17 protein-coding genes are annotated in these 20,773 nt (G+C 35.8%); 3 read left to right on the top strand and 14 right to left on the bottom strand.

The genetic code is table 11. The annotated features are described in order from the left end of the window. Positions 1-14 precede the first annotated feature (14 nt). Complete coding sequence (locus tag GXM17_RS14955; protein ID WP_163400134.1) at positions 15-956, top strand: OmpA/MotB family protein; 942 nt, start codon at positions 15-17, stop codon at positions 954-956. A gap of 72 nt (positions 957-1,028) precedes the next feature. Here the strand turns inward: GXM17_RS14955 and GXM17_RS14950 are convergent, their stop codons facing one another. The 14 genes from GXM17_RS14950 to GXM17_RS14885 all read right to left on the bottom strand — a co-directional run bounded on the left by GXM17_RS14950 (position 1,029) and on the right by GXM17_RS14885 (position 19,345). Continuing rightward, a complete protein-coding gene (locus GXM17_RS14950; protein WP_163400133.1) occupies positions 1,029-2,198 on the bottom strand; it encodes a beta-ketoacyl synthase N-terminal-like domain-containing protein in 1,170 nt (389 codons plus the stop codon). A gap of 222 nt (positions 2,199-2,420) precedes the next feature. Beyond that, the gene (gene bioA, locus GXM17_RS14945) at positions 2,421-3,692 is read right to left on the bottom strand and encodes an adenosylmethionine--8-amino-7-oxononanoate transaminase (RefSeq protein ID WP_163400132.1); all 1,272 of its coding nucleotides are present in this window, start codon (positions 3,690-3,692) and stop codon (positions 2,421-2,423) included. 62 nt (positions 3,693-3,754) lie between these two features. Continuing rightward, entirely contained in the window at positions 3,755-4,375 is a 621-nt protein-coding gene (gene bioD, locus GXM17_RS14940; RefSeq protein ID WP_163400131.1) for a dethiobiotin synthase, read from the bottom strand. Positions 4,376-4,537: 162 nt separating this feature from the next. Continuing rightward, positions 4,538-5,152: a hypothetical protein gene (locus GXM17_RS14935; protein ID WP_163400130.1), complete on the bottom strand. Its 615-nt coding sequence runs from the start codon at positions 5,150-5,152 to the stop codon at positions 4,538-4,540. Beyond that, positions 5,142-5,645: an RNA polymerase sigma factor gene (locus tag GXM17_RS14930; RefSeq protein ID WP_163400129.1), complete on the bottom strand. Its 504-nt coding sequence runs from the start codon at positions 5,643-5,645 to the stop codon at positions 5,142-5,144. Before GXM17_RS14930 ends, GXM17_RS14935 begins: the two co-directional genes overlap by 11 nt. A gap of 7 nt (positions 5,646-5,652) precedes the next feature. Next, on the bottom strand, positions 5,653-6,516 hold the full coding sequence (locus tag GXM17_RS14925) for a TraB/GumN family protein (RefSeq protein ID WP_163400128.1): 864 nt from the start codon (positions 6,514-6,516) through the stop codon (positions 5,653-5,655). A gap of 217 nt (positions 6,517-6,733) precedes the next feature. Continuing rightward, entirely contained in the window at positions 6,734-7,888 is a 1,155-nt protein-coding gene (locus GXM17_RS14920; RefSeq protein ID WP_163400127.1) for an aminotransferase class I/II-fold pyridoxal phosphate-dependent enzyme, read from the bottom strand. Between the two features lie 184 nt (positions 7,889-8,072). Then, complete coding sequence (locus GXM17_RS14915) at positions 8,073-8,354, bottom strand: F0F1 ATP synthase subunit delta/epsilon (protein WP_163400126.1); 282 nt, start codon at positions 8,352-8,354, stop codon at positions 8,073-8,075. A gap of 81 nt (positions 8,355-8,435) precedes the next feature. Next, positions 8,436-9,947 carry a F0F1 ATP synthase subunit beta gene (gene atpD, locus GXM17_RS14910; protein ID WP_163400125.1) on the bottom strand — a complete coding sequence of 504 codons (1,512 nt, stop codon included), beginning with the start codon at positions 9,945-9,947 and terminating at the stop codon, positions 8,436-8,438. Between the two features lie 235 nt (positions 9,948-10,182). Beyond that, positions 10,183-11,745 (bottom strand): SGNH/GDSL hydrolase family protein, encoded by a 1,563-nt coding sequence (locus tag GXM17_RS14905; RefSeq protein WP_163400124.1) that lies wholly within the window; start codon positions 11,743-11,745, stop codon positions 10,183-10,185. 91 nt (positions 11,746-11,836) lie between these two features. Continuing rightward, positions 11,837-14,653 carry a carboxypeptidase-like regulatory domain-containing protein gene (locus tag GXM17_RS14900; RefSeq protein ID WP_163400123.1) on the bottom strand — a complete coding sequence of 939 codons (2,817 nt, stop codon included), beginning with the start codon at positions 14,651-14,653 and terminating at the stop codon, positions 11,837-11,839. A gap of 296 nt (positions 14,654-14,949) precedes the next feature. Further along, positions 14,950-16,797, bottom strand: coding sequence for a glutamine--fructose-6-phosphate transaminase (isomerizing) (gene glmS, locus GXM17_RS14895; RefSeq protein WP_163400122.1), 1,848 nt, complete (start codon positions 16,795-16,797; stop codon positions 14,950-14,952). Between the two features lie 10 nt (positions 16,798-16,807). After that, positions 16,808-18,517 (bottom strand): BamH family beta-barrel-assembly machinery protein, encoded by a 1,710-nt coding sequence (bamH, locus tag GXM17_RS14890; protein WP_163400121.1) that lies wholly within the window; start codon positions 18,515-18,517, stop codon positions 16,808-16,810. A gap of 21 nt (positions 18,518-18,538) precedes the next feature. Continuing rightward, positions 18,539-19,345, bottom strand: coding sequence for a glycogen/starch synthase (locus GXM17_RS14885; RefSeq protein WP_163400120.1), 807 nt, complete (start codon positions 19,343-19,345; stop codon positions 18,539-18,541). 78 nt (positions 19,346-19,423) lie between these two features. Between GXM17_RS14885 and panC the strand changes: the two genes are divergently transcribed. Beyond that, on the top strand, positions 19,424-20,302 hold the full coding sequence (gene panC, locus GXM17_RS14880) for a pantoate--beta-alanine ligase (protein ID WP_163400119.1): 879 nt from the start codon (positions 19,424-19,426) through the stop codon (positions 20,300-20,302). Positions 20,303-20,316: 14 nt separating this feature from the next. Then, entirely contained in the window at positions 20,317-20,667 is a 351-nt protein-coding gene (panD, locus tag GXM17_RS14875) for an aspartate 1-decarboxylase (RefSeq protein WP_031456621.1), read from the top strand. Positions 20,668-20,773 lie beyond the last annotated feature (106 nt).

Here is a 20,773-nt window from a genome sequence, read left to right as displayed (position 1 = left end):
TAAATACCATAAAAATGATTAAAAAAGCCTCACTTGGATTGCTTGTTCTGGCATTATCAACGTCTTGTGTTTCCAAAAAAATCTACAATGACCTGGAAACAAAATATTCAGACTTAAAAAAAGAAAACCGTTCTATTGCTGATGAAAACAGTGAATTAAAAAAAGATAAAAATCAGTTAGAATTAGACCGTGATAAATTAACCAAGGATTTAGCTGCAACAAAGGATGAATTAGCAAAACAAAAAGCGGATCTGGCTGCTGAGCAAAAAAAGTACAAAGTGCTGCAGGAATCTTATAATGCATTAGAGAAAAACAGCAACGATGCCTTAGAAAAAAACATGGCTAAAAACCGTGAATTGTTAGCGCAATTAGAAGCCAAAGCCAAAGCACTTGCCGATGAACAGGCTCGTTTAGACAAAACGGCAAACCGTCTTAAGGAATTAGAAGATATGATTGCGGCTAAAGAAGAGGCTATGCGTAACCTGAAAGAAACTTTATCTAAAGCTTTAAATGGTTTTGAAGGTAAAGGTTTGACTGTAGAACAGAAAAACGGAAAAGTTTATGTTTCTATGGAAAACAAATTGCTTTTCAATTCAGGAAGCTGGGCAGTCGGTGCAGAGGGTAGAAAAGCGGTTGTAGAGTTAGGAAAAGTATTGGGCGATAATCCGGATCTGTCTGTTTTAATCGAAGGACATACAGATGATGATCCGTACGGAGGCTCAGGTCCAATCGCCAACAACTGGGATTTATCTACTAAAAGAGCAACAGCAATCGTAGCTATTTTAAGTGAAAACGGTAAAATCAATAAGCAGAAATTAACAGCTGCAGGTCGTGGGGAATTTTCGCCATTAGCAAGTAACGCAACTCCGGAAGGAAAAGCTAAAAACCGCAGAATTGAAATCATCTTAACACCAAGATTAGATGAAATCGCTGACATGCTGAACAGTATCAACTAAGCGGAATTTTATAAAATTCAAAAGGCTCAGAGTTTTTAACTTTGAGCCTTTTTTAATTGATATGGTTTTATATTATGCTTTTTCTATCAATATACTAACGGCATTTCCTCCAAAACCAACGGCATTAATAAGTATCTTTTTTATGGTTTTCGCCTGATTTTGAGATTTTGAAAAAGGGACATTGATAAATTTATTGTGCTGGATCATCAAAAGCGCCAATTCTAAACTCAAAATTCCTGAAGCTCCAAAAGTGTGGCCGATTTTCCATTTGTTGGTGGTCAGCAATGGTACATTTTCTCCAAATACTTTTTCGATTGCACGCAGTTCTGTTAAATCGCCTTTTATAGTCCCTGGTGCATGCATAACGATAACGTCTATCTCTTTTAAATCGGTTTCTTGTAAAGCCATTTTCATCGATTTCTGAAAACAGTCCGCTTCTGCAGAAATCGAAATATTATGTTCCAGGATTTCAGTTGCATATCCAACACCGGTTATGTAAGCTATTGCATTGGGTACATCACCGGCTTCAAGACAGCAAACCCCGGCTGCTTCACCTAAAATCATCGTATTTTGCGTTTTCTCAAAATCAAAAGCCAGATTGGGCCACGATTCTTTCGTTTGGTCAATACGCGAATATATTTTTAAAGCCCGCATCTGGGCAATCGTAAAATCGGTTAAAGGGGCTTCACTTCCGCCTACTAAAAACTTATCTGCCATTCCCGATTTTAGCCAGGCAACACCATTTAAAATCGCATGAAGCGCAGTAGAACATGTAATAGAATGTGAAATTTCAGGGCCTGTACTTTGCAAATCATGTGCAATCCAGGAAGAAATATTTCCTAAAGTGGTGGTAGGTGAGGCGAGGGTCTGTGCTTTTCCGGTTTCTGTATATTCTTTAAAATGCTTTTCGAATAAATCTGTTGCCCCGCGTGAAGAGCCTATGTTAATTCCGAATACGTGATCAGAATTCCAGCCTGCCTCTTTGATAGCCATTCGAGAAGCCGCCAAAGCAAACAAAACAGAATCATCCAGAAATTTGTATTTAGGATCTGATTCCCGGATCTCATCAATAATTCGCTTAGAATCATCTTCAAGAGCTGCTACAGAAGTTTCCTGATGATCTAAGAATTGCTGCGAAAAGCAATGCTGATCGTTTAGGTATTTTTTCCAGACTTCTTCAGGATTATTTCCTAATGGAGAAATAGACGAAAATGCTGTTATGGAGATTTTAGTAGTATTCAATTTTTTTTATTTAACCGCAAAGTTCGCAAAAGTTTAGGCAAAGTTGGCAGGCTTTTAAATAAAAATTAAACCATAAAAGTGATTTAAGTTTATATACAATTCTATGTCTGGCTGAGCGTAGTCGAAGTCTTTGTTTTCATAAGCGTTCGACTACATTCAGGATAACAGTAAGGTATTCGAGGCAAAGTTAAATGAACTTATATCACTTATATGGTTAAAAAATTATACCATTTCAATAGCCTCTTCGATGGTTTTATAAACCTTTTGAAGCTGTTCGTCTGTCATTATGTAAGGAGGTAAAACATAAACGATGTTTCCTACCGGACGTAAAACAACACCTTTTTCGATAAAAAAATTATACAATTTGGTACGCATCGAGCCATAATAACTTTCCTCAGAATCAGATTTAATTTCGACTGCGAAAATAACTCCTAATGTTCTGGCGGTAATTACTTTGGGATGATTTTCAATTTTCTTCTGGAATGCTAAATGATTCTGGGTGATTCTTTGAATATTAACCTGCATTTCATCTTGTTGTAATAACTCGATACTGGCCAAAGCCGCTGCACAGCCTGTTGGGTTTGCTGTAAAAGTATGACCGTGAAATAGAGCTTTATTGATGTCGTCATCATAAAAAGCATGAAAAACGTTCTGAGTAAAAGTGGTTATCGCCATCGGAATTGTTCCTCCTGTCAGTGCTTTGGATAAACACATCATATCCGGAACTTCAGCAACATAGTCCATTGCAAAGGTTTTTCCGGTTTTTCCAAATCCAGTCATTACTTCATCAGCAATGGTTAAAACGTCGTTTTTTTTGCAAATTGTAATCAGTTTTGCCAAAGCTTCGGGTTCATACATTACCATTCCGGCTGCGCCCTGAACGAGAGGTTCAAAAATAAATCCGGCACAATTATGATGCTGAATTGCATTTTCCAGAGCCTCAAAACTTACTTGTTCCTGACCTTTTACCGGAACCGGAATCCGGACAACATCTATAAACATTCCCTGAAATGCCTGGGTGTAGAAAGAAATTCCGCTTGCTGCCATTGCCGCAAATGTATCGCCATGAAATGCATTTTCAAAAGCGATTATCGTGGTGCGTTTTTCGCCTTTATTGAAAAAATACTGTAATGCGACTTTTATGGCAACTTCGACTGCAGTTGATCCATTGTCAGAAAAGAAAATTTTCTGCTGGTTCTTTGGTAAAATTTCCATTAATTTTTCGGCTACTTTGATGGCGGGTTCGTGCGTAAAACCACCAAACAGTACATGTTCCAGAGTTGTGAGCTGTTTGTAAATTGCATCGGCAATAAATTTGTTACTATGTCCAAACGGATTTACCCACCAGGAAGCAATGGCATCGATGTATTCTTTGTTGTTTTCGTCCCAAAGCAAGGCGCCTTCACCTCTCGAAATAACGATTGGTGTTTGCGAAGTTTTGTGCTGTGTATAAGGATGCCAGAGATATTGGCTGTCTTTTTCCTGTAAAGTCATACGATTGATGATTTTAAATTTTTGATTAACGATTTCAGATTCGAAATTGATTTTTGAAATTGTTATTGAAGTTGTAAAAGATTTTCCCGAAACAAATCGGCATATTCTTTAATTATATTTTCGTCGAAATACGGTTCTTCGTCAATTCTTCCAATGCATTTAATTCCGGTTTTATTTAGGATCAGGCTTTCGGTTGATTTATTTTCGCTTCCGCTAAAGATGATTCCGGAAACCTGAAAACCCCTATTCTGAATGGCCTCAATCGTTAATAGTGTATGATTGATGCTGCCTAAATAATGTCTTGATACTACAATTACTTTATAATCGGGCTGAATCAAATCTGCAATAGTATCTTTTTCGTTTAGCGGAACAAAAATACCACCTGCGCCTTCAATAACGAGATGGTTCTCAGTTACAGGTTCCTGAATTTCATTTAAATCAATTAAAATTCCATCAATTTCAGCAGCCAGATGAGGACTGGCTGGTGTATTTAGTTTGTAACTGTTTTCGAAGATTTTTGTTTTTGAATTAGAAATCCGGGCTTTTATTTTATGACTGTCCGAATTGTCTAAATCGCCGGCCTGAACCGGTTTCCAGTAATCTGCTTCTAAAGCCTCAACTACGATAGCAGAAGTTATCGTTTTGCCCACATCAGTTGAAATTCCTGTAATAAATATTTTCATGAGATTTGTTGTTTCGCAGAGATTCGCAAAGAAGACACAAAGCAACACAAAGCATTAATAGTTTTTGTGAATCTCTGCTTCTACTCTGCGAATCTCTGTGTAATATTTCCCGCAAAAATACCAATAAAAATACAAACCCATCAATTACGATGGGTTCTGTTTTTATTCTTCTTTCAGTTCGTCTATGACTTTTCTAATTTCTTTGGCATATTTTCCGTAGAATTTATGAACCCACCATTCTAAAATAATTCCCATAAAAAGCATGCTGAAAACCACAATCGAAAAAAATGCTATCAATTGATAATTAGTAAATTCTTTAGAGATAAAACCCGGAATTTTAGAAAATTCAAAATAAAGAAAACTTATCAGATACAGAATTAAAAATGGCGTTAAGGCAAATCCAAAGGTTTTATACAACTCCATATTTAACCTTATATCGAAGTAAGTTTCATATAAATTGTCTTTTGTTTTTAAGGTAAGTGAGCTTAATCTTTTGTAAAACACATAAAACTTAAATAAATAGTAGGCACATACAGCCACATAAAAACTAAAAAGAAGGTAATATAAGGTTGTCATTTTTTCTGGAAAATCGTACATTAAAGGAACAAATCCAACTAATACAATTGAACAAATTTGATAAATAAATTCATTTTTTAAATTTCTTCTGATTCTGTCTAATGGCGTATTTGCCGATTGTATTTTTTCTAAATTATCGGGAAGAACAACATTATCGGTCTTTTCGTTATTCCATGCGTTTTGTATATCGTTAAAATCCATATCCCTGATTTTTAATTATTTCTTTTAATTTTTCTTTTGCCCTATTTAGCTTGACTCTGGCATTTCCCTCTGAAATTCCGAGATTCTCGCCAATTTCCTTATGAGAAAATCCCTCCAGTTGATAGAAAATAATAGCTTTATCAATCTTTTCCAGTTTTTGAACTGCCTTATAAAAATGATCGATCTGACTTTCTTTGATATGGGAGTCGCCCTCATCATCTTTGATGTTTTCTGAAGCAATTTCATATTTGTCCACTTTTCGCTTTTCTTTTCGAAGGAAAACAATAGCTGTATTGACTGCCACACGATACATCCAGGTCGAAAACTGACTTTCGTTTCTGAAGGAATCATACGATTTCCAAAGCTGGCAAACAATCTCCTGAAACAAATCCTGCTGATCGTCGTGATTGTCCATATACATCCTGGAGACTTTGTACAGAATTCCTTTGTGATTTTCTATCCGGTTTAAAAACGCTTGTTCTTTTTCTTTCAAAGCTGTTCTAGTTCATTACTGGTTTAACGGTGTAACCCGCTTTTCTCAATAAATTAATCAGGCCTAAATCACTGGCTAAATGTGCTGATCCTACTGCGATGAATGTGCTTTCTTTTTTAATTACTGCAGGTATTGTTTTAAGCCAATTTTGATTCCTGTTGTCTAGAATTGCTTTTTTGGTTTCTTCAGTTATCATTTTTTCATCAGTAATCATATCATACAGGGAATTGATGTTTTCTTCTTTGTATTTTGCTACCAGTTTATCTGTTTCTTCTTTGCTGAATTCTTCCAGCATTTGGATCATTTCAGTATCAGAATAAGCATTTTCAAACATATTCATTTGCTCTTTCACGGTTTCAAGGCCCATAATTGGAAGGTTTCGTTGTTTGGCTGTTTCAATAAAGTTCATTTCATAGAATTTTAAATCATTACAGCCAAAGCTTTTCACCATCACTAAACTCATAATCGTGAATAAGCTATAACTATCCACTTGCTGAATGCTCATTCCCGTCTTTTTTTGCAGTATATTATCCAGTTTTAATAAATCCGGAGCACTTAGTGTTTTGCTAAGAGGTTCTTTTCCCATTGCCATTTGCTGCATATCATTCATTTCTTTAGGATCAGACATATCAATTTCTAAAACTAATTTCTCTGATGCTTCAAATGCTTTCTTCGTTTTATCTGAAAGAAAATAATCTGATCCGCAAATCATGTGTATGGTTCCGTACAAATAGGAAGGTTTTGATAAACCGTTCCCTGAAATCTCCCACAAAAGAGAATTTTCAAGTTTTGGAGATTTTGTTTGAGCCTGAATTGATAAGCCCAAAATAATTGCAACTACAATTATTACTGATTTAAGTAAATTTTTCATTTTATTGATTGATTTAAGTTGATGATAGAAACTCTTTTTATTTTGATTACAACTTGTAAGTGATAGAATAACAGAAACGTTACAAAAAATTTAAACTTTTTGAAAAATTTAAAGCATACGGTTGGTTCGCAGAGATCTACGAAGCAAAAACAGAGATTCACAAAAAATATTTGCGTATCTCTGTGCTACTTTGTGTAACTCTGTGAAATAATTTAAACTAAAAAACGAAATCCCTCAGAAGTTCCAAAACCTGATTAATTTCTTCCTCCGGGTTATAACTGTGGATACAAAAACGAAGACGTTCCTGACCCTCCGGAACAGTTGGAGAAAGAATTGGTTTTACGTCAAAACCTTTGTCCTGTAATTGCTGGGCAATGTGTTTTACGTTTTCATTACCAGGTATGATGGCTGATTGAATAGCTGATTTACTGCGAACAAAAATTGGCTTCAAGCCCAATAAATTTCTCTGCTGATTAAAGAATACAATATTTTGACGGAGTTGGTCAATTGTTACTTTTTCAGTTTCTAAGTGCTGATACGCCACTAAAATTGTAGAGACAGAATGTGGAGACAATCCTGTTGTGTAAATAAAACTTCGGACAAAGTTTACAAGGTATTCTTTTAGTTTTGTACTTCCCAAAACAACAGCGCCGTGACATCCTAAACCTTTTCCGAAAGTCATAATCCGGGCAAAAATTTTACTGTGTAAGTTAAGATACTGTGCGAGTCCTTCGCCTTTTTCTCCAAAAACGCCCAATGTATGTGCTTCGTCAACTACCAGATAACAATTGTATTTTTCGGTGAGCTGCACTAATTCTTCCAGGTTTGGGCTGTCACCATCCATTGAAAAAACCGTTTCTGTAACAACGTATATATTGGTTGGAATTTGGGTTTTAGAAAATTGAAATTTAGTGATCAGCCGTTCTAAATCTTCAAAATCATTATGATTGAATTTGTATGATTTAGCGTTTGACATTAAAATTCCATCGCGAATTGAAGCATGACTGAGTTCATCATACAAAATAACATCATTTCGCTGCGGGACAGCGCTAAAAAAACCAAGATTGGCATCATAGCCTGAATTAAAAATTAGAGCTGATTCTGCTTCATGAAATTCTGCTATAAGACTCTCTGTAATTTGATATAGATAATGATTTCCGGAAATTAATCGCGAACCTGTTGCGCCATTCTGAATAATTTCATTTTCGACTAAATAATGATGTGCCTGTTTGAAAATAGCCTCAGATCTTGAAAATCCGATATAGTCGTTTGAAGAAAAATCAACCAGGTTGTTAAAACTTGGTAATTGTCTTAACGAATTGTTTTGCTTTCGTGCTTCAAGTTTTAGAATAAGATTTTCAGGTAATTTCATAAAAGCAAAGTTATGAATTTCAGATTGAACTTCTTAGAAGTTCTGATTTTTAGCCCAGATGGAAGCGGCATCCTTTGCCTGCCTCCTTTAGGCAGGCAAAGATAAAGCGGACAGCTGGAATTGCTCCTAAAACAAAAAGCCAAACATTGCTGTCTGGCTTTAAATTTTTTATTTATAAATTGTCTTAGTCTGCTAAAACAATTATTTTATTGTCTTTCATTTCGATAGTACCTGACGTGATATCCAATGTGTATGTCTGGTCGTTTACTTTCGTGAATTTACCCGCTACTTCCTTAGAAAAATTAAAGCTTGCTGCTGCAATTTTAATAGTCCCTTTTTCCAGAATAGAAACAATAGGTGCGTGATTATTCAAAATCTGAAAGCTTCCATCAACTCCAGGCAATGTAACAGAGGTTACTTCTCCTGAAAATAATTTTGCTTCTGGTGATACTATTTCTAAAATCATATTTTTTAAGTTAGAAGTTATTTGTTAAAAGTTAGAAATAAAAAACATTTTACTTCTAACCTCTAACGTTTAACTTTATTTTTATGCTTCTGCCAACATTTTTTCTCCGGCTTCGATAGCATCCTGAATAGAACCTTTCAGGTTGAAAGCAGCTTCCGGAAGGTGATCTAACTCACCATCGATAATCATGTTGAAACCTTTGATAGTATCTTTAATATCAACTAATACACCAGGGATACCTGTAAACTGCTCAGCTACGTGGAATGGCTGAGACAAGAAACGCTGAACACGACGTGCTCTTGATACAGCAAGTTTATCTTCTTCAGATAACTCTTCCATACCTAAGATCGCGATGATATCCTGTAATTGTTTGTATTTTTGAAGAATTTCTTTTACTCTTTGTGCACAGTTGTAATGCTCATCTCCTAAGATATGTGGAGTTAAAATTCTTGAAGTAGAGTCTAACGGGTCAACCGCAGGATAAATACCTAACTCTGCAATTTTACGAGACAAAACTGTAGTTGCATCCAAGTGCGCAAAAGTTGTAGCCGGCGCCGGGTCAGTTAAGTCATCCGCAGGAACGTAAACCGCCTGTACAGATGTAATAGATCCTTTGTTTGTAGAGGTAATACGCTCTTGCATTGCACCCATCTCAGTTGCCAATGTTGGCTGGTAACCTACCGCAGATGGCATACGTCCTAAAAGCGCTGATACCTCAGAACCTGCCTGAGTAAAACGGAAGATGTTATCAACGAAGAACAATACATCTTTCCCCTGATCAGATCCGGCTCCATCACGGAAATATTCAGCGATAGATAATCCTGAAAGTGCCACACGTGCACGAGCTCCAGGTGGCTCATTCATTTGTCCGAAAACGAAAGTAGCTTTAGACTCTCTCATTCCTGGCATATCTACTTTAGACAAATCCCATCCTCCATTTTCCATAGAGTGCATGAAATCTTCACCATATTTAATTATTCCTGACTCTAACATCTCACGAAGCAAGTCATTTCCTTCACGTGTTCTTTCACCTACTCCAGCAAATACCGAAAGTCCACCGTGACCTTTAGCGATATTGTTGATCAGCTCCTGAATCAATACTGTTTTACCAACACCTGCACCACCAAACAATCCAATTTTTCCTCCTTTTGCGTAAGGCTCGATCAAATCAATTACTTTGATACCTGTGAATAAAACTTCAGATGAAGTTGATAAATCTTCGAATTTTGGCGCTGGTCTGTGGATAGGCAGACCGTTTTCTCCAGTTTTAGGCAATTCTCCTAAACCGTCAATGGCATCTCCAACAACATTAAATAATCTTCCATATACATCCGGACCGATTGGCATTTGGATTGGATTTCCTGTTCCAACTACTTCATATCCTCTGGACAAACCGTCCGTAGAGTCCATAGAGATTGTACGCACAGTGTTTTCTCCAATGTGAGATTGTACTTCAAGAACTAAAATTGTTCCGTCTTTTTTTGTGACTTCTAACGAATCATAAATTTTTGGAAGTTCAACATCCTTACCGTTGAAAACTACGTCAACTACTGGTCCAATGATTTGAGCAACTTTTCCTATTACTTTTGACATTACTTATGTGTTTATTAAATAGCTATTTAGGTTTATCGAAAATACCTCTTTTTTCAGAGCGCAAAGATAATTTTTTAAAATATAAAATCAATATTTTTTTTATAAAAAATACTTAGTTTTTTGTTATACTATTAAAACATGGATCTCAAATGTCTAATAATATAAAATTTACTATTACTAAAAAAACCACTGCATTGTAAAAATGAGTGGCTTTTTCTATTAAAAAAAATTGGCGTTATTGTATTACTGCCGGATATTGAATGGGGTATGAAGCCAAATCAACAGGACGCAGTGTTGAACCATATTTTTTATTGATCGCATCTATAAAAATATTAGCGATTAAACCATAACCTCTCGGACTTGGATGAATTCCGTCTAAAGAAAAAGCCCCGCCCACTGCATAGGAAGAAGTCATTACAAAAGTTCCAAATCTAATTCCTCCACTTGATAATTTTTCTAAGGTTGCTTTCGTATCAACAAAAGCCAGGCCTTTTGCTTCTGCAGCAGTAGAAATGATAGTGTTATAAGCATCTGTAGCTTTTTTGATTTCATCAATTTCCGTCGGGATCAATACGTGTTTGTCTTGTAAAGGATAAGAGATCCCAAATGCATTTAACGGAGCTGGAGGTGCAATTCCAATTCCAGAATTCGTAGCTGTTGGTGCAGTACCGATATCTGCTCTGGTAGTCAACAAAACTAAATCAGTTGGTTTAGCTTGTCTGGTTTGTCCAAAAACAAGACCATAAAAAGCAGCGTTTTGCGCACCGACTAACGGCGTAAATTCAGCAATTAAACCTGCAGTCAAATTTTCAAGTGATTCATCTTTTATTAACATAGGACTTGCTCCTGTCTCAGAAAGGAGATTAATCCTGTCTCCGGCGCCTAACTTAGTCAAAACTAACTTCAAAGGCCCGTATAATTGTGTGTTAAGGGCTTTAATCGTAGCCACACCTACAGCCTCATTATTTTTTCCAATCAATTTTGCCGTTAGCGGATTATAAGGAACAGTTGTAAAATGAGGCAAACTTGTAATGTAAGGTAAATTTGCAACAACACCTTTTGCGCCATTTGCAGTTAAAGTTGTAATAAGTGTATTATATGCAAAATTAAAAGTTGCTGCCGGTGTAATATCGTCACCCAAAACCGGATCTTGTGAAGTAGGAACACCGCCATTTGTAGCATAGCCTAAAACATCATTACCACCTATGAATAAAGAAAAAAATGTGGGCGCCTGAGCCATAGCATCAGCTAAAATACTTGTTGTTGGAGAAGAAGAAAAGCGTGCAAAATACGGATTAGCAGTCGCAGGGGTTGTAAATACACCAGCTAGATTTCCATATCCCGGGGCAATCAGATGGAAGCTTTTCGCACCCGGAACTCCCATATTGTTAAATGTACCTGATAAATGAGCTGTAATTGCTGTACCAGAAACTCCTGGAACATTTACTGGCGAACTTGTCTTTGGATCAAAAATAAACCTTGTAGGGAACTTAGGAATCTGAACCCCTCCGGAAGAAAAACCTCCAACATTATCAACCATCATAGGAGTTGTAAAAGCGCCGCCGCCTGCAGCCACAAATTGTTGTGACAATATATTTGTATAGGAGTTAGTCTGCCCTTTTGCAAACAAAGCACCATCACTATAACCTGCGGCAAAAGAATCTCCAAGCGCTACATATTTTGTGAAAACTGCTGATCCCGGAACAACGGGTATTTCTGCTGGGGAATCATTATCATCATTATTACATCCAATAAAGGTTAATGAAACAAATAAAAGCCATATTATATTTTTTTTCATGTCGTTGAAGTTTAAAAATTATTACTTCTTTCTAATTTGTTTCTTTAGAAAATAGAAAGAAAACTTACTTAGTCAGATTAGTTGCTTTTAATTATGGATTTATTGTCCAGGAAGCAAATAACATCTGGCCAATCATACCTGCACCCACTACCTGAAGATAATCTTTCCCGAAAAGGTTGGTTGCTCCAACTTTAATAACTGATTTTAATTTCGGAATACCATAATTTATCTGGGCATCAAGAACTGTATTTTCCGGAATCATTCCGTCTCCAAATGAAGATTGCCATAAGTATTCTGTATTCCATCTTACATTTACATTGAATCCAAGATTTTTAGTCACATTCGCATTACCAAAGGAGCCTTTAATTCTATGTTTTGGTGTATTAAATCCAGCAACAAAACTTGGATCTTCTGACTGGTCAAAATCAAATTGTGCATAATTATAATTAACTCCTAATTCAAAGTCCTTGTACACTTTTTTAGATAAACCAACTCCAAAACCTAATGAAGTAATTTGGGCAGTAGTATTAGTATATACCTGATAAACTCTTCTGTCGCCAAAAGCTAAAGCCTGATAGCCTAACTGAACGCTGGCATCTGCAGGATTTGTTCCAACTGTTCCATAGTAAGGTGTAATTACTCTGGAAGTATTCATGAAATCATTATAAATATTGTAATACGCATTCATATCAATCGACAAGTCGTTTTGAATTACTGTACGATATCCTGCTTCAAAAGCCTGTACTTGTTCCGGTTTTACCAATGAAGGGTTTGCAACTTTAAGGTCATTTGGATTTGATGATGCAGCGAATGCCTGAACAGAAGCTAATGTATAAGAGTTTTCATAGGCACTACGTCCGGATAAATTAACAATTGGACCGATGCCTGCGCCCGGAATAGCCTGACCTGCAGCGCTAACTGGTTGAGTCTCCTGAAAACGATCTAAATTTTCAGCTGCGGAACCGATTAATGCAAACGGTCCTAAGTCTAAACCAATGTATTGGTCTTGTGTAGTTGGGTTTCTGAAACCTGTTTGGTAAGAAACTCTGAAGTTATGTCTTTTTGATTCGCCTGCAGAGTAGACAAAAGAAATCCTTGGTGAAATATTACCATCAAAATTCTGGCTTTTGTCATAGCGAATAGATCCTGTAAATTTCAATCTGTCATCCATCCATTTTTTTTGCAATTGTGCATAAGCCCCATATTCCTTGTAATCGATTGGACCATCATAATCTGTAAAAATTGTTCCTTCTGAATCCATGATGTATTTTCTCCACGAACCACCTACCTGAATTTCTGCAAATTTGATAATATCCCTGAAATTGTAGTTTACATCAGAATGATACAGTTTTGAATGATCAATAAATTTAGCTCCCTGAGTTAAGTCAGGATTAGAAACAACTGTTGATAATGCATTATTGAATTGTGCAGAGCCCGGCTCAAATCTAGGGGATCTTGGTGCATCTGGATTAAGAGGGTCAGTATTTGGTGTTAATCCCAAAATTGGCGAAACATTATAATCTGCAAAATTTCTGGCATAATTTGCTGCATCATTCGCATTAAGGCCAAGTACAGCAGAAGACAACTGAAATGCAGTTCCATAATCTGTAAACCAGTTTTTGTCTGATTTAGCTAACCTGTTAACATTCCATCCGGCAAATCTCATATCGTATGAATCTCCAGCATCCTCACTGGTAAAATAAACCCTTCCGAAAAAGTTTTTGCCTTTTATTTCAAATTTTCCCTGCTGCATCAGGAAGTTTTTTAAGGCATATCTGTTTGCTCCCTGATAAATTGTGCTTCCTGTACCAATTTTATATTGCAATATGATTTCGGTATCGTCTGACCAAGGTTTAAAATGTGCGCTAAAATCAGCTTTCATACTCTTGACTTTATTGTCAGTTAAGTCTTGTTCTCGATATCCGGTTCTGCTAACCTGTCCAACATTTGGAATAAAGGTTGTAACCTCGTCCCCATAGATATTCAGTCCATCGTAATTTTGGTTCATAGCATGTCCAACAGATCCTCCTGTCATACTTCTGGTATCGGCTGCAATCCATTCAGAAGCTTCCATATATGTGAAGTTTGCTTTTAATGCAAAATGCTTCGTAAAGGCTTTTGCTGCCCTAATGCCAAAATCATTATAGTCATTTGTTCCGGCAGCATCCTGACTTGTTTGCCCATATTTATAGTAAACACTTATTCCTTCATTCGTAAAAGGACTTTTACTGGTCATAAACATGATACCGTTAAAAGCATTAGCGCCATAGAGTGCAGAAGATGCTCCGGGCAAAAGCTCGACGCTCGCTACATCGATATCAGAGATGCCAATTAAGTTGCCTAATACAAAGTTTAATGCAGGTGATGAATTATCCATTCCGTCAACTAACTGCATAAAACGAGTATTTGCTACCGTAGCAAAACCGCGTGTATTTATTGATTTAAAAGAAATACTGCTGGTATTAAAATTAACCTCTTTTAAATTCTCCAGACCATCGTAAAAAGTAGGGGCAGTAGTATTTTTAATTTCCTGAAGTCCCATTCTTTCAATGGTAACAGGAGATTCAATTACGCGCTCCGGCGTTCGGGAAGCTGAAACCACAATTTCATCAAGTTTAGTTTCTTCCTCATTCAAAACGATGTTTACATTTTGATTTGCCGATGTGATATTGATTGATTTGGTTTCGAATCCTACAGCAGATATCTTTATTGTAAAGGGAGGTTTGGCGGGAGTGTTTAATTTAAAAGTGCCATCAAAGTCTGTGGAGGCTCCGGTTGAACTTCCAACTACATTAATATTGGCTCCGGGAATTGATTGTTTGTTGCTGTCTGTAACAGTTCCTCTAATGGTACTTTGTGAAAAAGATAATCCACTGATAAACAACATAATTAGTAAATATGCTCTCATTGGTTAGTTTTTTGTTAGTTCGTATAGCCAAAATACAAATAATTTTAATATTAATAAAAAAACGTTTAAAAAAATTAATATATATCATAAATACACGATTTTTTTATGTATTCAATATTTGTTTTTATTAAATTAAAATCAAGAAATAAATACTAACAAGGTAAAATAGTATGCATACATAATAATTTTAAGAAAAAAGATGAATTAATCTTAAAAATTAAATAAAGAAGAAAAAAATATGATAATAAAAAAAAGCGAGATAAAATCTCGCTTTAATCATAAGGTTGTATATTAAATTACTCTACTGTAACTGACTTTGCAAGGTTTCGGGGCTGATCTACATTACACCCTCTCATTACGGCAATATGATACGATAAAAGCTGCAAAGGAATTGTAGTAATTAATGGAGACAAGGCATCCGACGTTTCCGGAATTTCGATAACATAATCAGCTAATTCACGTACCTGGGTGTCACCCTTGGTAACGACAGCTATGATTTTGCCGCTTCTTGATTTTATTTCCTGAATGTTACTTACAATTTTATCATAATGACCTTGTTTCGGAGCGATAACAATAACAGGCATTTGCTCATCAATCAAAGCTATTGGACCGTGCTTCATTTCTGCTGCAGGGTATCCTTCTGCGTGGATATAGGATATTTCTTTAAGTTTCAATGCGCCTTCTAAAGCCACAGGAAAATTATAGCCTCGTCCTAAGTACAAACAGTTAGGTGCATCTTTAAATGCAGCTGCAATTTCTTTCGATCTTTCGTTTGTTTCTAATGCTTCTGCTACTTTTTCCGGGATTATTTCTAATTCCTGTAAAAAAGTATGGAAGTCTGTATTTGTCAAGGTACCTTTAGCTTTTCCTAATCTCAAGGCAATCATTGTCAAAACAGTGATCTGAGTTGTAAAAGCTTTGGTAGAAGCTACTCCGATCTCTGGTCCTGCATGAGTGTAAGCACCTGCATGACTTTCTCTTGAAATTGAGGATCCGACAACATTACAAACTCCAAATACAAAAGCACCATTTTCTTTTGCTAATTTAATAGCAGCCATGGTATCAGCAGTTTCTCCGGATTGAGAAATAGCGATAACAACATCGTTTTTATTTATGATTGGATTTCTGTATCTAAATTCAGATGCATATTCTACTTCAACAGGAATACGGGTAAATTCCTCAAAAATATACTCTGCAACCAAGCCTGCATGCCATGAAGTTCCACATGCCACAATTAAAATTCTGTTGGCGTTGAGGAATTTTTCAATATTATCTTCAACACCGGCCATCTGAACGATTCCTTCATTTGCATGAAGTCTTCCTCTGTATGTATCTTTGATAACATTTGGCTGCTCATAAATTTCTTTTAGCATGAAGTGATCGTAGCCGCCTTTTTCAATTTGCTCCAGATTCATCTGAAGTTCCTGTATGTATGGGTCAACCAATGAATCGTCTTTTATTTTTCTGATTTTAAGAGGTTTATGCAATCTGATATTTGCCATTTCACCATCTTCCAGATATACTGCGTTTGAAGTGTATTCAATGAATGGGGAAGCATCAGATGCAATAAAAAATTCATCTTCCCCAACACCAATGGCTAATGGGCTTCCTAATCGTGCGGCAACAATCTCATCAGGGTTTTTTTTGTCAAAAACTGCAATGGCGTAAGCACCAATTACTTGGTTTAGAGCAATTTGAACTGCTTTTCCAAGTTTTATATTTTCGTTTTTCTGAACTTCTTCAATAAGATTTACTAAAACTTCAGTATCAGTATCCGATTTAAAAGTGTAGCCTCTCTTGATTAATTCTTCTTTAAGAGGAGCGTAGTTTTCAATAATTCCATTGTGTATGATAACTAATTCTCCGGAATTTGAAAAGTGCGGATGAGAGTTAACATCATTAGGAACTCCATGAGTTGCCCAGCGTGTATGCCCAATTCCGATAGTTCCGTTGCTTGTGAAATCTGTTTTTGCTTTTTCCTCAAGATCAGAAACTTTTCCTTTTGTTTTACAAAGTTTAATGTTTTCCTGGTCGTACAACATGACGCCCGCACTATCATAACCTCTGTACTCCAGACGCTTTAATCCTTTGATAACAATAGGATAAGCCTCTCTGTGACCTATATATCCAACAATTCCACACATATATTATTTTTTAATTTGGTTTCGTGTAGTAAACTTCAAGTTTTACCCTTTTGTCATAATTATCCACATCACTTTCGGGAATATTGCCTCCAAACAATACAGTTCCTAATGGATTCAGTACTGATGCAGTCGGTACTGCAGATATTACGCTTCCAACATTGATTTTAGTTGGGTCTAATTTATTTGATGTAACTATATTGATGTCTTCAGTAACAACTAAACCTAATTTCACGTTCTTAACATCAGCATTTTTAATCATATTTCGGATATGATTTGTAATTCTTATTTTATATGTAGTACCTCTCCCGCTTGTTGCATCTTTATTAATCATCCCATTAAAAACGGTTCTGTTTTTTTTAGGATCACCATTAAGTGCGGTAGTTCGATCTGCACTATAATCAGCAAGTACTGTGTTATTGTCTAAATCATACAAATAGATTCTGCCCGGTTCGGTCGCAACGGTTTTTGGGTCATTTCCAATTAGCGTAGCCATTTTTTGAGAATCAATAGTAAATACTAAATTAGCTTCATTGGCCAGCCAGTTTTTAGAAGTAACATTATTTCTGATTTCGTCTAATTCGTCAGGTACTTGGTTAGGATTGGCTACCCATTTCCCTTCATCATCATATCTCCCCAAGTCGGTTTTGTCAAAAAGTTCAATTACTGCCATTGATCCCTGGCCGCCTTTTAGATATAAGCGTTCGTCCGGGACAGGGGGATTTTCTTTTTCGGTTGCCGTTGCATAATCAGTATTTGAATTGCTTTCTTCTAAAAGACTGACAGTATTTCCTTTTAAATTCAGCACCAGTGTTTTGGAATCCATTGTAGTAGCTTCGGCGTTAGCTTTTGATTTATAAAAAACAGTTATTGTTCCCCTGCTGAAATCCATCATGGCCATACTGCTTGATAAAGTCCCTGACTTTTCTACTTTAAAATACAATCCTTTAAAATAATTTTTAAATACATCATCAGATGCTAATTTGTTTGCCGGGGCATCAAATATTTTGGTTTTAAAAAAGTTCTTATCCAAATGCAGACGCATTTCAGGCTTAATTCTTTTGGTGGATAGAGGTGTTGTTTCTGTTGCTGGTGTTGTTTCTTTTATTTCTTTCGAATTAAAAAAGAATCCGTCATTTTCAGCTGTATTGGATGAGTTGTTTAATCTCTGTCCAAATACGCTGGGGTTAGTATTAGCCTGTGTTTGAAAATCACTATTTTTGTCTGTATTGTAGAATTGGCTGATGTCATAATTATTAGCATTATAAGTATTTAGAAAAATACCCGATTCGTAAACGCTTAACTTTATTTTTCCGGTTTCAGGACCATAAATAGAATCCAGTTCATAAGTTGTAACGCCTTGAGAATCAACAGATTTTGCTGTACTAAAATAAGGAATATTTAAAGTAACACTGTCAATAACAGCTTCTACTCCCAGTGTTGGGGGATAAGTGGACAGCGCAACCTGAGTATTAAAATTTGCAGTTGTTGTGCCAAAAACAGGATTATCATATATACCTAATGCATTTACCGGTAAATTATTTGAGGCAACAGGGGTTACTTTTTGATTATAAGCTGTAACACTGTACTCTTCTGCTTCCAGATCAAAATGATTGTCCCCAATTAAATCATCACCAATGGCATTGAACTCTTTATCGCAGGAATAAAATACAGCAAAAGTTGCTATTAAAAGAATTTTCTTAAAAAAAGAAGTATTGTACATGTTTAATAATAAAGTTAAAATTTAAAGCCCCATAGTTCGGTAGAAATTTGTATACGCTTCTGCGAATGCATCTTTCGTGGCGAAAGGTAAAAAAGGTTTTCCTGAAGATTCTATAAATTTTGTTAAACTTGGGGATACATTTTCTGAGGCAATTATTACCGCATCAGAATGTAAAATGCTCGCTTTTAGGATGTTTTCGTAGTTTGGGGTTTCTAAATCTGCAACACTCTCATGCGGGACACCGTCAAATTTTATTTTGTTGATCATTTCTATATCCAGATTTTCATCAAAAGATTGTCCGTAAACAGAGGTTACAATTTTAGTTTCAGAGAACAAGGCTTCATTTTTATAATAATGTTTCATGTAAATTGGCAGCATAGCAGCAAGCCATCCATGAACGTGAATGATATCGGGTACCCAATTCAGTTTTTTTACAGTTTCAACTACACCTTTTGCAAAAAAGATGGCTCTTTCATCATTATCAGGGTATAACACACCCTCTTCATCAGCAAAAGTTGCCTTGCGTTTGAAGTATTCATCATTATCGATAAAATAAACCTGAATTCTTTCTTTAGGAATTGATGCTACTTTGATAATCAATGGCATATCTAAGTCGTTCACTACCAAATTCATCCCTGAAAGTCTGATCACTTCGTGCAATTGATGCCTTCTTTCGTTAATGTTTCCATATCTTGGCATGAAAATTCTTATCTGGCCGCCCTGATCATTAATCATTTTAGGCACATCATAAGACATTAATGAAACCTCATTTTCCGCCAAATAAGGCACGACTTCAGATGATACATATAATATCCTCTTATCTTTCATAATAGTATTTTACTTAATTTTTGGTAATAAAAACGATGCAAAATTACAAAAATTTATGCAGTTTATAACTAATATATTATGTTTGCACTAAATTTTAATAATACCGCCATGCATATTTTCTACGGCAAAGTAGCCCTGATAGCCTATTTGAAAACTATCAAAACATCAAATTCGACTATAGGGTTTGTACCAACAATGGGCGCTTTGCATCAGGGTCATCTTGCTTTAATGCAACGCGCGCTTAAAGAAAATGATGATACTGTTGTGAGTATTTTTGTTAATCCTACACAGTTTAATAATCCTGAAGATTTAGAAAAATACCCCCGCACATTAGAAGAAGATATAAAAAAAATGCGTGGTTTAAGTGATAAAATAATCTTATATGCTCCTTCTGTGGATGATATTTATGAAGGAAAAACAATATCACAATCATTTGATTTTGACGGTTTAGAAAACCAGATGGAAGGAAAATTCAGGCCCGGCCATTTTGATGGTGTCGGAACCATTGTTAAACGGTTATTTGAAATTGTAGCACCAACAAATGCATATTTTGGAGAGAAAGATTTTCAGCAGCTGCAGATTGTAAAAAAGCTGGTCGAAAAAAATAACTTACCGGTTCATGTGGTGGGTTGTCCTATTTTTAGAGAAGAAAACCAGTTGGCAATGAGTTCGCGTAATGAACGTTTAACTTCCGATGAACGAAAAGAAGCAGCGATTATCTACAAAACCTTAACTGAAGCTAAAGAAGTATTCAGGACAAAAAGCCCTAATGAAACTATAGAATTTGTAGAAAATGCCTTTAGGGATAATGAAAGATTTGATCTGGAATATTTTGTAATTGCTGACGAATCAACATTATTACCAATTGAGCATAAAATTGATGACAAAAAATACCGCGCCTTTATAGCGGTATTTGTTAATTCTATAAGGCTGATTGATACCATTTCATTAAATTAATTTACCTTTGCAACATGCAAATTCAAGTTATAAAATCAAAAATTCATCGTGTTAAAGTAACCGGAGCTGATTTAAATTATATTGGCAGTATCACTATCGATGAAACTTTACTGGACGCCTCAAATATCATTGAAGGAGAAAAAGTATCTATTGTAAACATTAATAACGGTGAACGTTTTGAAACTTATGCTATAAAAGGCGAGAGAAATTCAGGCGAAATTACCCTGAATGGACCTGCAGCAAGAAAAGTTCAAAAAGACGATATCATTATTATTATTTCATATGCAACCCTGGAATTTGAGGAAGCTAAAACCTTTAAACCATGGATTGTTTTTCCGAATGAAAATGATAATTCGCTAACCTAAATTTCTTAAGTTTTATAGATTCCTGATCGTTTGTCAAATTCATTTTGAACAAACAGGAAATTTTTTTGTCTTAAATTTCGCTGCTTTTTAAAAACTCTCTTAAACA

This window comes from Flavobacterium fluviatile (genome assembly GCF_010645065.1).
Taxonomy (GTDB): Bacteria; Bacteroidota; Bacteroidia; order Flavobacteriales; family Flavobacteriaceae; genus Flavobacterium; species Flavobacterium fluviatile.
The sequence above is the reverse complement of the archived record's forward strand: the minus strand, read 5'-3'. Positions and strand labels throughout refer to the sequence as shown.